12 protein-coding genes and 2 pseudogenes are annotated in these 12,442 nt (G+C 69.6%); 12 read left to right on the forward strand and 2 right to left on the reverse strand.

The genetic code is table 11. From position 1 onward, the window contains the following. Nucleotides 1-832 (reverse strand): GTP 3',8-cyclase MoaA (locus tag FUT87_RS19705; protein WP_147242120.1); only part of this gene is annotated, 832 nt, incomplete at its 3' end. A gap of 171 nt (nucleotides 833-1,003) precedes the next feature. Between FUT87_RS19705 and FUT87_RS19710 the strand changes: the two genes are divergently transcribed. After that, nucleotides 1,004-1,966 (forward strand): carbohydrate kinase, encoded by a 963-nt coding sequence (locus tag FUT87_RS19710; protein ID WP_091733947.1) that lies wholly within the window; start codon nucleotides 1,004-1,006, stop codon nucleotides 1,964-1,966. Between the two features lie 45 nt (nucleotides 1,967-2,011). On the opposite strand, the pseudogene FUT87_RS19715 reads toward FUT87_RS19710, so the two are convergent. Beyond that, a pseudogene (locus FUT87_RS19715) lies at nucleotides 2,012-2,628 on the reverse strand (phenylacetic acid degradation protein PaaY). A gap of 212 nt (nucleotides 2,629-2,840) precedes the next feature. Here FUT87_RS19715 and FUT87_RS19720 point away from each other — a divergent pair. The 11 genes and pseudogenes from FUT87_RS19720 to FUT87_RS19770 all read left to right on the forward strand — a co-directional run. After that, on the forward strand, nucleotides 2,841-3,701 hold the full coding sequence (locus FUT87_RS19720; RefSeq protein ID WP_147242121.1) for an enoyl-CoA hydratase-related protein: 861 nt from the start codon (nucleotides 2,841-2,843) through the stop codon (nucleotides 3,699-3,701). Continuing rightward, nucleotides 3,701-4,155, forward strand: a pseudogene (paaI, locus tag FUT87_RS19725) (hydroxyphenylacetyl-CoA thioesterase PaaI). The gene FUT87_RS19720 and the pseudogene paaI overlap by 1 nt, the downstream one beginning before the upstream one ends. Nucleotides 4,156-4,192: 37 nt before the next feature. Then, a complete protein-coding gene (gene paaK, locus FUT87_RS19730) occupies nucleotides 4,193-5,500 on the forward strand; it encodes a phenylacetate--CoA ligase PaaK (protein ID WP_147242122.1) in 1,308 nt (435 codons plus the stop codon). A gap of 9 nt (nucleotides 5,501-5,509) precedes the next feature. After that, nucleotides 5,510-6,511, forward strand: coding sequence for a 1,2-phenylacetyl-CoA epoxidase subunit PaaA (gene paaA, locus FUT87_RS19735; RefSeq protein WP_091733937.1), 1,002 nt, complete (start codon nucleotides 5,510-5,512; stop codon nucleotides 6,509-6,511). A 44-nt stretch (nucleotides 6,512-6,555) separates the two neighbouring features. Beyond that, entirely contained in the window at nucleotides 6,556-6,861 is a 306-nt protein-coding gene (paaB, locus tag FUT87_RS19740; protein WP_147242123.1) for a 1,2-phenylacetyl-CoA epoxidase subunit PaaB, read from the forward strand. A gap of 10 nt (nucleotides 6,862-6,871) precedes the next feature. Continuing rightward, nucleotides 6,872-7,645: a 1,2-phenylacetyl-CoA epoxidase subunit PaaC gene (gene paaC, locus FUT87_RS19745; RefSeq protein WP_147242124.1), complete on the forward strand. Its 774-nt coding sequence runs from the start codon at nucleotides 6,872-6,874 to the stop codon at nucleotides 7,643-7,645. Nucleotides 7,646-7,676: 31 nt separating this feature from the next. After that, the gene (paaD, locus tag FUT87_RS19750) at nucleotides 7,677-8,273 is read left to right on the forward strand and encodes a 1,2-phenylacetyl-CoA epoxidase subunit PaaD (protein WP_147242125.1); all 597 of its coding nucleotides are present in this window, start codon (nucleotides 7,677-7,679) and stop codon (nucleotides 8,271-8,273) included. 47 nt (nucleotides 8,274-8,320) lie between these two features. Next, entirely contained in the window at nucleotides 8,321-9,400 is a 1,080-nt protein-coding gene (paaE, locus tag FUT87_RS19755; protein ID WP_147242126.1) for a 1,2-phenylacetyl-CoA epoxidase subunit PaaE, read from the forward strand. Nucleotides 9,401-9,421: 21 nt separating this feature from the next. Continuing rightward, nucleotides 9,422-10,063: a TetR/AcrR family transcriptional regulator gene (locus FUT87_RS19760; protein WP_147242127.1), complete on the forward strand. Its 642-nt coding sequence runs from the start codon at nucleotides 9,422-9,424 to the stop codon at nucleotides 10,061-10,063. Nucleotides 10,064-10,157: 94 nt separating this feature from the next. Beyond that, nucleotides 10,158-11,315, forward strand: a complete 1,158-nt coding sequence (locus FUT87_RS19765) for an ABC transporter substrate-binding protein (protein WP_183480824.1) — start codon at nucleotides 10,158-10,160, stop codon at nucleotides 11,313-11,315. Beyond that, on the forward strand, nucleotides 11,312-12,442 hold a 1,131-nt coding region (locus FUT87_RS19770; RefSeq protein ID WP_147242128.1), incomplete at its 3' end, for an aldehyde dehydrogenase family protein. The genes FUT87_RS19765 and FUT87_RS19770, both read left to right, overlap by 4 nt.

Below are 12,442 nucleotides of genomic sequence, written 5' to 3' on the forward strand. Positions count from 1 at the left end.
CGTCGGCGTAGCCCCAGCGGGTGGCGGTTTCGCCCTCGACGGTGGCGGCGAGCGGGACCAGCTCGGCGTCCTCGCGCAGGCGCGCCAGGACCTGCGCGGACGGCAGCACCTCGTCCATGCGCCAGCCGTTGCTCATGCCGACGTCCATGTACTCGATGAAGCGCAGCACCACGTCGGTGCCGCGGAAATGGCGCGCCATAGGGACGATCTGATCGTCGTTGGTGCCGCGCTTGACCACCATGTTGACCTTGATCGGCGCCAGGCCGGCGGCCTGGGCGGCCTCGATGCCGCGCAGCACCTCGGCGACCGGGAAGTCGACGTCGTTCATGCGCCGGAAGATGGCGTCGTCAAGCGCGTCCAGGCTGACGGTGACCCGGCGCAGGCCCGCGTCCCGCAGCGCCCGCGCCTTGCGCGCCAGCAGCGAGCCGTTGGTGGTCAGCGTCAGGTCGAGCGGCTGGCCCTCGGGCGTGCGCAGCTCGGCCAGCTGGGCGATCAGCGCCTCGAGGTTGCGGCGCAGCAGCGGTTCGCCGCCGGTCAGGCGCAGTTTCTGAACCCCCAGGCCGGCGAAGACGCCCGCCAGACGGGTGATTTCCTCGAAGGACAACAGGTCGCGGTGGGGGAGGAAGGCGTAGTGCTTGTCGAACACTTCCTTCGGCATGCAGTAGCTGCAGCGGAAGTTGCAGCGGTCGGTGACCGAGATGCGCAGGTCGCGCAGCGGCCGGCCGCGCGCGTCCAGCCACGGCCCCGGGCGGGGCGGGGGGAGGGGATGCGGCACGGGAGGCGTCCGCCCGATCTGGCGCAGATCGAGCAGCGGAATCACACCATCGGTCATGGGGAGCGATTGTGCCGCCGGCGCGCCGTCCGCGCCCGCCCGGGCCCTTCTTGGCGTGCGATCTGGCCACGCCGGCGCCGCGGCCGTGCGCGATGTCAACCCCGCCCTCGCATCGACACCCTGTAGGACTTGTCACTTGCACCGGAAGGTCAGGCGCGTTCGAATCCCGGAATGAGCTTGACCCCCACGACCGTGGTCCATGCGGACCTGGCCAGCTTCGTCTCCTTCGGCGAGGCCCTCACCGACATGATCCGCACCGGTCCCGGCACCTGGTGCAGCCGCAGCGGGGGCTCGCCGTGGAACGTGGCCATCGCGATGTCGCGGCTCGGCCAGCTCAGCGCCTTCGCCGGTGGCCTGAGCAAGGACCCCTTCGGCCAGGAACTCTGGCAGGCCAGCGCGGACGCCCACCTGGACCTGCGCTTCATCCAGCAGTTCGCCAAGTCGCCGCTGATGGCCTTCGTCCATCAGGTGTCGCCGCCGGAGTACGCCTTCGTCGGCGACGACAGCGCCGACCTGCATTTCCGCCCCCATGCGCTGCCCGCCGGCTGGCGCCGGGCGCTGCGCTGGGCCCACTTCGGCTCGATCAGCCTGACGCGCGAGCCGCTGGCCGCGCGGCTGATCGCGCTGGCCGAGTCCCTCAAGGACGAGGGCGCCCGCATCAGCTACGACCCGAACTACCGGATCTCGATGGACTCGCGCTATGACCGCACGCTGGAGCGCATGTGCCGGCTGGCGGACGTGATCAAGGTGTCGGACGAAGACCTGCGCGGGCTGTTCCGCAGCCGCGACCACCATGTCGGCCTGGCGCAGATCGCCGCCTGGAACCCGCGCGCCATCGTGATGCTGACGCTGGGGGAGCGCGGCGCCCAGCTGTTCCATCCGAAGGCCGACCTCAGCGCCGCGCCGCCGCCGCTGGACGCGGTCGTGGACACGATCGGCGCCGGCGATGCCGCCATGGCCGGGCTGCTCTACAGCCTGATGAACGGCGCGACCCAGGAGCCCGAGGAGCACCTGCGCTGGGCCGTCGCGGCCGGCGCCGCAGCCTGCTCCGGCGCTGGCGTGCACGGGCTGACGTCCGGCCTGGTGACCGCGCTGATCGACCAGGTGCAGGTGCAGCGGGCCGAAATGGTCTGAAGGCGCCTCGGCGCCGCCGCCGCGTTCAAGGCGGCGCCAGCACGCTCAGGCGCTGCCGTCGTCCTCGCGTCTTGTCGCCACCAGCGTCTTGGGGCCGCCGACCTGCAGGCGCGGTCGGTCGGCCTCTTCCTCGGCCAGCGGGCTGACCTCGACCAGGCTGGCGTGGCAGCGCCGCGCCAGGTCCTGGTAGGTCTCGTGCCCTCGCGCTTCCAGCGGATCTCGTCCTCGGTCACCGGCCGCATCACCTTGGCCGGCAGCCCGGCGATCAGCGACTTCTCCGGCAGCTTCAGCCCCGCCCGCACGAACGCACAGGCCGCGACGATGCTGTAGGCGCCGACCTCCGCCTCGTCCATCACCACCGCGTTCATGCCGACCAGCGCGTCGTGGCGCACCACGCAGCCGTGCAGCACCGCGCCGTGGCCGATGTGGCCGTTGGTCTCGACGATGGTGTCCGACCCCGGGAAGCCGTGGATCACGCAGGTGTCCTGCACGTTGGCGCCCGCCATCAGCCGGATCCGCCCGAAGTCGCCCCGCAGCGAGGCGCAGGGGCCGACGTAGCAGTCCGGCCCGACGATCACGTCCCCGATCAGCACCGCCGTCGGATGCACATGGGCGCTGGGATGGACGACCGGCGACAGGCCGTCGATGGCATAGCAGGGCATGGATTCGTCTCCTATCGTGGTTCGGGCGTCCTCGGCCCCAGCACCAGGGGAACTTTCCCTGTAAATGACCGCGATCTTGGTGGTAACCCTAGGTCACTGGCCTTGTGTTGGGATCCGATGGCTCGTAGTATCTACCGACCGGTCGGTAAATAGAAGCCGATCAAAAAAAGCTGCAAAAGCTGAATCCCCCTCAGGCCGAGGAGACAAGCCGAATGAGCACCACCCCCACCCCCCCGTCCACCGCCGAAGACAGTCCGCTGCTGATCAGCACCGAAGGCGCCGTGCGCGTCCTGACGCTGAACCGGCCGCAGGCGCTGAACGCGTTCACGACCGGCCTGCTGGGCCAGTTGCGCATCGCCCTGGACGAGGCGGCTCATGACGAGGCGGTGAGGGCGGTGCTCATCACCGGCGCCGGCCGCGCGTTCTGCGCCGGCCAAGACCTGTCCGACCCGCACATCAAGCCCGAGTTCGACGACCACGCGGGCGACGCCGATCCGCAGCGCCAGCCCAAGGCCAAGGACATCGGCAACCTCCTGGACCATTACTACATCCCGCTGGCCCTGCGCCTGCGCAGCATGCCGGTGCCGACCGTCTGCGCGGTCAACGGCGTCGCCGCGGGCGCCGGCGCCAACTTCGCGCTGGGCTGCGACCTGGTGCTGGCTGGCCAGTCGGCCTCGTTCATCCAGGCCTTCTCCAAGATCGGACTGGTGCCCGACTGCGGCGGCACCTGGCTGCTGACGCGGCTGGTGGGCCGCGCCCGTGCGCTGCAACTGGCACTGCTGGGCGACAAGCTGCCCGCAGCCGACGCGCAAGCCTGGGGCCTGATCGCGCGTTGCGTCGCCGACGGCGAGCTGCAGAGCGAAGCCATGGCCACCGCGCAGAAGCTGGCGAAGATGCCGACCCGCGCGCTGGTGCAGACGCGCCAGGCGCTCGATGCGTCGATGGACCTGGAGTTCGAGGACGCGCTCAAGCTCGAGGCCAAGCTGCAGAGCCAGCTCGGCTACGCGCACGACTACCTGGAGGGCGCGGCCGCCTTCCTGTCCAAGCGCGCGCCGGTGTTCAAGGACCGCTGATGCGCGAGGCCCTCGATCCGCAGCGCATCGCCGAGGCTGTGCGCGACACGATGTTCGCCAATGACCGCGCGTCGCAGGGCCTGGGCCTGCGCATCGACGCGATCGGTCCCGGCACCGCGACGCTGTCGATGACGGTGCGCGAGGACATGCTCAACGGCTTCGACATCTGCCACGGCGGCTTCGTGACGACGCTGGCCGATTCCTGTTTCGCCTTCGCCTGCAACTCGCACAACGAGATGACGGTGGCCTCGGGCTTCGCGATCGACCTCGTCGCGCCGTCCCGGCTGGGGGACGTCCTGACGGCGCGCGCAGCGAGACCTCGCTGGCCGGCCGCACCGGCGTCTACGACATCCGCATCACCAATCAACGCGACGAGCTGATCGCGGTCTTCCGCGGGCGGTCCTACCGCATGAAGGGCCGGTCCGTGGTGGCGGACCTGCCGCTGCCCGGCTGAGCCGGCCCGAGCCCGCGGCGACAAGGAGACGAGACCCATGACGGTGAAGACCTTCCGGCCCGAGGACCTCGAGCCCATCGAGCGCGCCAGCCAGGACGAGCTGCGCGCGCTGCAGCTGCAGCGCCTGAAGTGGACGCTCCAGCATGCCTACGAGAACGTCCCGCACTACAAGGCCGCGTTCGACGCCAAGGGTGTGCATCCCGGGGATCTGAAGGACCTGGCCGACCTGCGCCTGTTCCCGTTCACGACGAAGAAGGACCTGCGCGACAACTACCCGTTCGGCCTCTTCGCGGTGCCGCGCGAGAAGGTCGTGCGGGTGCACGCGTCCTCGGGCACCACGGGCAAGCCGACGGTGGTGGGCTACACCCGAAAGGACATCGACACCTGGGCCGACCTGGTCGCGCGCTCGCTGCGCGCCGCCGGCACGCGCGCGGGCGACATCGTCCACGTCGCCTACGGCTACGGCCTGTTCACCGGCGGCCTGGGCGCGCATTACGGCGCCGAGCGCCTGGGCTGCACCGTGATCCCGATGTCGGGCGGCCAGACCGAGAAGCAGGTCCAGCTGATCCAGGACTTCAAGCCCGACGTGATCATGGTCACGCCGAGCTACATGCAGGTGATCGTCGAGGAGTTCGTGCGCCAGGGCCTGGACCCGCGCGCCAGTTCGCTCAAGACCGGCGTGTTCGGCGCCGAACCCTGGACCGAGGCGATGCGCCGCGAGATCGAGCACAAGGCCGGCATCGACGCGGTCGACATCTACGGCCTGTCCGAGGTGATGGGGCCGGGCGTCGCGTCCGAGTGCATCGAGACCAAGGACGGCCCGGTGATCTGGGAGGACCACTTCTATCCCGAGATCATCGACCCCGAGACCGGCGAGGTGCTGCCCGAGGGCTCGGAGGGCGAGCTCGTCTTCACCTCGCTGAGCAAGGAGGCGCTGCCGGTGATCCGCTACCGCACGCGCGACCTCACGCGGCTGCTGCCGCCGACGGCGCGCAGCATGCGCCGCATGGACAAGATCGTCGGCCGCAGCGACGACATGCTGATCATCCGCGGCGTCAACCTGTTCCCGACGCAGATCGAGGAACTGGTGCTCGCCGAGCCCGGCCTGTCCGGCCAGTACCAGATCGTCGTCAGCCGCGACGGCCACCTCGACGAGGTCGAGGTGCGCTGCGAGCTCTCGGCCGCGGGCGGCGACGCGCAGGCGGCGAGCCGCTCGCTGCAGCACCGCATCAAGACGCTGATCGGCGTGTCGACCCGCGTGACGGTCGGCGCCCCCGATTCGATCGAACGCACGCTGGTGGGCAAGGCGCGCCGCGTCGTCGACCAGCGTCCGAAGCATTCGTAAGGAGTCCCCATGTACACGCAAGCCATGAGCGTCGGTCCGCAGGACCAGGCGGCCAAGCTGCAGACCGCCGAGGAGCAGCAGCGCAACGAGGCCTTCGAGGCCCGCATCGACGCGGGCGACTTCATCGAGGCCAAGGACTGGATGCCGGAGCACTACCGCAAGACGCTGGTGCGGCAGATCAGCCAGCATGCGCATTCCGAGATCGTCGGCATGCTGCCCGAGGGCAACTGGATCACGCGCGCCCCGACGCTCAAGCGCAAGGCCATCCTGCTGGCCAAGGTGCAGGACGAGGGCGGTCACGGGCTCTACCTGTACTCGGCCGCGGAGACGCTGGGCACCAGCCGCGACCAGATGCTGGACGCGCTGCACACCGGCAAGGCCAAGTACAGCTCGATCTTCAACTACCCGACGCTGACCTGGGCCGACATCGGCGTGATCGGCTGGCTGGTCGACGGCGCGGCGATCATGAACCAGGTGCCGCTGTGCCGCTGCTCCTATGGCCCGTATGCGCGCGCGATGATCCGCATCTGCCGCGAGGAGTCCTTCCACCAGCGCCAGGGCTACGAGAGCCTGCTGGTCATGATGCGCGAGGGCACCGCCGCGCAGAAGGCCATGGTCCAGGACGCGGTGAACCGCTGGTGGTGGCCGTCGCTGATGATGTTCGGCCCGGCGGACAAGGACTCGCCGAACTCCGAGCAGTCGATGCGCTGGGGCATCAAGCGCCTGACCAACGACGAGCTGCGTCAGAAGTTCGTCGACGCCACGGTCCCGCAGGCCGAGTTGCTCGGCGTGACGCTGCCCGACCCCGACCTGAAGTGGAATGCCCAGCGCGAGCAGCACGACTTCGGCGCGATCGACTGGGACGAGTTCTGGCGCGTCGTCGGCGGCAACGGCCCGTGCAACACCGAGCGGCTGGCCACCCGCGTCAAGGCCTGGGAGGAGGGCGCCTGGGTGCGCGACGCCGCGCTGGCCCACGCGAACAAGCGCGCCACCGCCGCCCAGGCGGCCTGATCGCGCGATCAGGTCCTCCGCACGATCTCCGAAGCACACGAATCATGAGCATCAACCAAACGACCGGCGCCAATGAATGGCCCCTGTGGGAAGTCTTCGTCCGCAACAAGGCGGGCCTGGACCACAAGCACTGCGGCAGCCTGCATGCGCCCGACGCGAAGATGGCCCTGCAGATGGCCCGCGACGTCTACACCCGCCGCCAGGAAGGCGTGAGCATTTGGGTCGTGCCCTCGTCGGCGATCGTCGCGTCGGATCCGGGCGAGAAGTCGATGATGTTCGACCCGATGGAGGACAAGGTGTATCGCCACCCCACCTTCTATGACCTGCCCGCCTCGCTGGACCACATGTGAGGACCGGACGATGAGCACTTCCGTTCAACCCGGCCAGCGCGGGGACGTCCGATACCTGCTGCGCATCGGCGATGCCTGCCTGGTGCTGTCGCACCGGATCTCGGAATGGATCGGCCACTCGCCGGTGCTGGAAGAGGACTTGGCGCTGGGCAACATCGCGCTGGACCTGCTGGGCCAGGCGCGCGCGCTGCTGACCCGCGCCGGCCAGCTCAACGAGCAGCCGCTCGACGAGGACCAGCTCGCCTACCTGCGCGAGGAGCGCCACTACCTGAACCCCGTGCTGATGGAGCTGCCGCGCGGCGACTTCGCGTTCACGCAGGCGCGCAACCTGGTCGCCGCCTGCTGGCTGCTGCCGCTGTGGACGCGGCTGCAGGCCTCCAGCGACGCGGAGGTCGCCGCCATCGCCGCCAAGGCGGTGAAGGAGGTCCGCTATCACCAGCAGCACGCCGCCGAGTGGGTCGTGCGCCTGGGGGACGGCAGCGAGGAATCGACCCGCCGCATGACGGCCGCGCTGGCTGCGCTGTGGCCCTATGTGAACGAGCTGTTCGCGTCGGATGCGGTCGATGCGGCCGCCGAGGCGAGCGGACTGGGCCCGGCCTGGTCCTCGCTCAAGCCGGACTGGAACGCCGCGATGGACGAGGTGCTGGCCGAGGCGCGCCTGGCCCGCCCGAAGGACACGCCGCACGTCTACGCCGGCGTGCGCGGCGTCCACAGCGAGCATATGGGCCACATGCTGGCGACGATGCAGTCGCTGCAGCGCGCCTACCCCGGCGGAGTGTGGTGAGCGCGGCGACGCCCACGCTTCAAGGACGACCATGAACGCTGCCCCGACGCCCTCGCACCTGGATTGGTTGTCGTCGCTGACGACGGCCGGTCCGCGTCCGACCTCGTCCGACGCGGGTCCCGGTCCCACCGACCTCGGCTGCGGGCGCCTGTCCGCGGCCTGGGAAGTGCTGTCGCAGGTCCTCGATCCCGAGGTGCCGGCGGTGTCGCTGGTGGAGCTCGGCATCGTGCGCGATCTGCTCGAGACCGCCGATGGCCTGGAGGTCGTGCTGACGCCGACCTACTCGGGCTGTCCCGCGACCGAGGCGATCGAGCAGAGCGTGCGCGAGGCGCTGGCCCGCTTCGGCGAGATCACCGTCACGATGCGCCGCGCGCCCGCCTGGACCACCGGCTGGATCACCGACGAGGGCCGCGAGAAGCTGCGCCGCTATGGCATCGCGCCGCCGGGGCCGGTGGACGCGGGGCAGGGAGTGCCGGTGCGCATCGTGCGCCGCCGCGAGGCCATCGCCTGCCCGCGCTGCGGCAGCGCGCACACCGAGCAGCTGTCCGCCTTCGGATCGACCGCCTGCAAGTCGCTGTACCGCTGCCTCGCCTGCCGGGAGCCCTTCGAACACTTCAAGCCGATCTGAGCCGCCGCCCGGTCGCGCCGTCCCTTCACGATTCACTCGCCATTGCCATGAGCCTGCACTTCCACCCGCTGCGCCTGCGCGCCAAGCACCAGGACACCGACGACGCCGTCGTGCTGTGCTTCGACGTGCCGGAGGCGCTGCGCGAGACCTTCCGCTTCACGCAGGGCCAGTACCTGACGCTGCGCGGCGACGTCGACGGCCAGGACCTGCGCCGCTCGTACTCGATCTGCGCCGGCGTCGACGACGGCGAACTGCGCGTGGGCGTGCGCCAGGTCGATGGCGGCGCCTTCTCGACCTGGGTCCACCGGCAGCTGAAGGCCGGCGACGAGGTCCAGGTCTTTCCGCCGCAGGGCCGCTTCCACGTGCCCATCGATCCGGCGTCGGCGCGGCACTACGTCGGCATCGCGGCGGGCTCGGGCATCACGCCCATCCTGTCGATCATGAAGACCGTGCTGGCGCGCGAGCCGATGAGCCGCTTCACGCTGATCTACGGCAACCGCCGGCCGGCCTCGGCGATGTTCAAGGAAGAGCTCGAGGACCTGAAGAACCGCTACATGACGCGGCTGACGCTGCATCACGTGTTCTCGCGCGAGCATGTCGACGCCCCGCTGATGGCGGGCAGGCTGGACCAGGCCAAGCTGGGCGAGTTCCTGGCCGGGCCGGTGCCGGCGGCCGGCATCGACCAGGTCTTCGTCTGCGGACCGTTCGAGATGAACGAGCAGGCCGAGGCCGCGCTGCGCGCCGCCGGCGTGCCCGAGGACCGCATCCACGTCGAGCGCTTCGGCACGCCGGAGATGCAGAGCGGCCGTCCGGCGCCGCACGAGATCCATGCGGAGGACGCCGAGGCCGCCAAGGTGCTCGTGATCCGCGACGGCGTCTCGCGCGAGATCGAGTTCCGCAAGAGCGATCCCAGCCTGCTCGACGCCGCGGCGCGGGCCGGGATGGACGTGCCGTTCTCCTGCAAATCGGGCGTGTGCTCGACCTGCCGCTGCAAGCTCATCGAGGGCGAGGTCCGGATGGATAAGAATTTCGCCCTCGAGAAGCACGAGGTGGCGGCTGGATTCATCCTCAGCTGTCAGGCCCACGCCCTGACGCCGCGCGTCGTGATCTCGTTCGACGAACGCTGATTCACAAGGAAAACAACACCCATGGCCCGAGGTCGCGCCCCCGGATTCGATGCCACCCGCGAGGAGATCCTCGCGCAGGCCGCCCGACTTTTCGCCAACCAGGGCTACCCGGCCACCTCGATGAACCAGGTCGCCGAGGCCTGCGAGGTCAGCAAGCCCACGCTGTACCACTATGTCCGCGACAAGCATGAGCTGCTCGCGCAGATCTGCCAGAACCACCTGCAGCATCTGGTCGACCTGGTCGACGAGGTGAGCGCGCAGGGCCTGCCGCCACAGGATCACCTGCGCGGCCTGATCCATCGCTTCGTGCAGGCCTACGGCGAGGCGCAGAACGAGCACCGCGTGCTGACCGAGGACCTGAAGTTCCTCGACGACGAGCACCGCGAGCGCATGGTCGAGGTTGAGCGCCAGGTGGTGGGCCGCTTCGCCGACGCGGTGGCCGCGGTGCGGCCGGAGCTGCGCGGCGCTCACCTGCACAAGCCGCTGACCATGCTGCTGTTCGGCATGATCAACTGGACCTTCACCTGGCTGCGCCCCGATGGCGCGCTGACCTACGAGGCGGTCGCGCCGATGGTGGCCGATCTCTTCTTCGGCGGCCTGGGCGCGGTCCGGACCGAAGCCGCCGACCCGGCCCCGCGCAATCCCGCGCCGCAAGTCTCATGAAGGTTTCGCGGAGGAGCATCGCCCCCTTGCAGTCGCAGTAGCAGTACCTCCCATTCCCTTGCGTTCCTGAACAACGACATTCCAAGGAGACGACATGACACGCATCGAGAAGACCCTGCTGGCCGTGGCCGGCGCCGCGCTGATGGCGCTGGGCGGCGCTGCCCGCGCCGACATCAACGTCGGCGTGACGGTCTCGGCGACGGGGCCGGCGGCCTCGTTGGGCATCCCGGAGAAGAACACCTTCGCGCTGATGCCCAAGACCATCGCCGGGCAGAAGGTCAACTACATCGTGCTGGACGACGCGTCGGACACGACGACCGCGGTGGCCAACACCCGCAAGCTGATCACCGAGCACAAGGTCGACGTGGTGGTGGGCTCGACGGTGACGCCGAACTCGCTGGCGATGATCGACGCGGTGTCGGAGGCGCAGGTGCCGATGATCTCGATGGCGGCGTCGGCGCGCATCGTCGAGCCGATGGACGCGAAGAAGAAGTGGGTCTTCAAGACGCCGCAGAACGACATCATGATGGCGCTGGCCATCGCCACCCACATGCAGGCGCAGGGCGTGAAGACGGTGGCGTACATCGGCTTCGCCGATGCGTATGGCGAGGGCTGGTACGGCGAGTTCAACAAGGTCGCCGCCAGCAAGGGCCTGAGCATCGTCGCCAACGAGCGCTACAACCGCACCGACACCTCGGTGACCGGCCAGGTGCTGAAGATCATGGCGGCCAAGCCGGACGCGGTGCTGGTGGGCGGCAGCGGCACGCCGGCGGCGCTGCCGCAGAAGACGCTCAAGGAGCGCGGCTACCAGGGCAAGTACTACCAGACCCACGGCGTGGCCAACAACGACTTCCTGCGCGTGGGCGGCAAGGATGTCGAGGGCACCTTCCTGCCGGCCGGCCCGGTGCTGGTGGTGGACCAGCTGCCGGCCGACCATCCGGCCAAGAAGAGCGCGAAGGTCTATGTGACGGAGTACGAGAAGGTTTACGGCAAGGGCAGCGTGTCGACCTTCGGCGGCCATGCCTGGGATGCGGGCCTGCTGCTGCAGGCGGCGATCCCGAACGCGATCAAGAAGGCCCAGCCCGGCACGCCGCAGTTCCGCGCGGCGCTGCGCGACGCGATCGAAGGCGTGAAGGAACTGCCCGGCGCGCATGGTGTGTTCACCATGTCCGCCAACGACCACCTGGGCCTGGATCAACGCGCCCGCGTGATGGTCAAGATCGAAAACGGAACTTGGAAGTATCAGCCATGAGTCTCAGCGCCACTCCCGTCCTCCAAAGCCTGATCGCCGGTCGCTGGATCGGCTCGACCGCCGCGCGCGGCCTGCACAGCGCCGTCAACGGCCGGCTGGTGGCGCAGACCCATGCCGAGGAGATCGACTTCGGCGAGAGCCTCGACTTCGCGCGCCGCCAGGCGCTGCCGGCGCTGCTCGCGCTGGACTTCCAGCAGCGCGCGGCAATCCTCAAAGCGTTGGCCACCTATCTCCAGGACCGCAAGGAAGCGCTCTACGCGATCTCCGCCCACACCGGCGCCACCCGGCCGGATTCATGGATCGACATCGAAGGCGGCTTCGGCACGCTCTTCGCCTACGCGTCGATGGGGCGGCGCGAGCTGCCGTCGAGCAACATCGTTCATGAAGGTCCCGCGCAGCAGCTCGGCAAGCTGGGCCAGTTCATGGGCACGCACGTGCTGGTGCCCAAGCGCGGGATCGCCGTCCACATCAACGCGTTCAACTTCCCGATGTGGGGGATGCTGGAGAAGTTCGCGCCGAGCTTCCTCGCCGGCATGCCCTGCATCGTCAAGCCGGCCACCGCGACGAGCTATGTCGCCGAGGCCTGCGTGCGGCTGATCGAGGAGTCCGGCCTGCTGCCGGCGGGCGCGTTGCAGCTGGTCATCGGGGGTTCCGGCGATCTGCTGGACCGGCTGGAAGAGACCGATGTGGTGACCTTCACCGGCTCGGCGGACACGGCGGCGCAGCTGCGCGTCAATGCGAACCTGATCCGCCGCTCGGTGCCGTTCAACGCCGAGGCCGACAGCTTGAACTGCTCGATCCTGGCGCCGGACGTGCAGCCGGGCGATCTCGAATTCGATCTCTTCGTCAAGGAAGTGATGCGCGAGATGAGCGCCAAGGCCGGCCAGAAGTGCACGGCGATCCGGCGCGCGATCGTGCCGGCGGCGCAGGCCGATGCGGTGGCCGCGGCGCTGCGCGAGCGGCTGGCGAAGATCAAGATCGGCGACCCGTCCATCGAGGGCGTGCGCATGGGAGCGCTGGCGTCGAAGGCGCAGCAGGCCGACGTGGCCGAGCGCCTGGCGCAGCTGGCGCAGGGTAACGAGATCGTCTTCGGCGAGCGCGACGGCTTCGCGCCGGTGGGCGAGGGC

Source organism: Mitsuaria sp. TWR114, from assembly GCF_007997345.1.

Coding starts and splice junctions, on each gene's coding strand:
- paaA (WP_091733937.1), top strand. CDS start 5,510: ATGTACACGCAAGCCATGAGCGTCGGTCCGCAGGACCAGGCGGCCAAG.
- paaB (WP_147242123.1), top strand. CDS start 6,556: ATGAGCATCAACCAAACGACCGGCGCCAATGAATGGCCCCTGTGGGAA.
- paaE (WP_147242126.1), top strand. CDS start 8,321: ATGAGCCTGCACTTCCACCCGCTGCGCCTGCGCGCCAAGCACCAGGAC.
- FUT87_RS19710 (WP_091733947.1), top strand. CDS start 1,004: ATGAGCTTGACCCCCACGACCGTGGTCCATGCGGACCTGGCCAGCTTC.
- paaD (WP_147242125.1), top strand. CDS start 7,677: ATGAACGCTGCCCCGACGCCCTCGCACCTGGATTGGTTGTCGTCGCTG.
- FUT87_RS19720 (WP_147242121.1), top strand. CDS start 2,841: ATGAGCACCACCCCCACCCCCCCGTCCACCGCCGAAGACAGTCCGCTG.
- paaK (WP_147242122.1), top strand. CDS start 4,193: ATGACGGTGAAGACCTTCCGGCCCGAGGACCTCGAGCCCATCGAGCGC.
- paaC (WP_147242124.1), top strand. CDS start 6,872: ATGAGCACTTCCGTTCAACCCGGCCAGCGCGGGGACGTCCGATACCTG.
- FUT87_RS19760 (WP_147242127.1), top strand. CDS start 9,422: ATGGCCCGAGGTCGCGCCCCCGGATTCGATGCCACCCGCGAGGAGATC.
- FUT87_RS19765 (WP_183480824.1), top strand. CDS start 10,158: ATGACACGCATCGAGAAGACCCTGCTGGCCGTGGCCGGCGCCGCGCTG.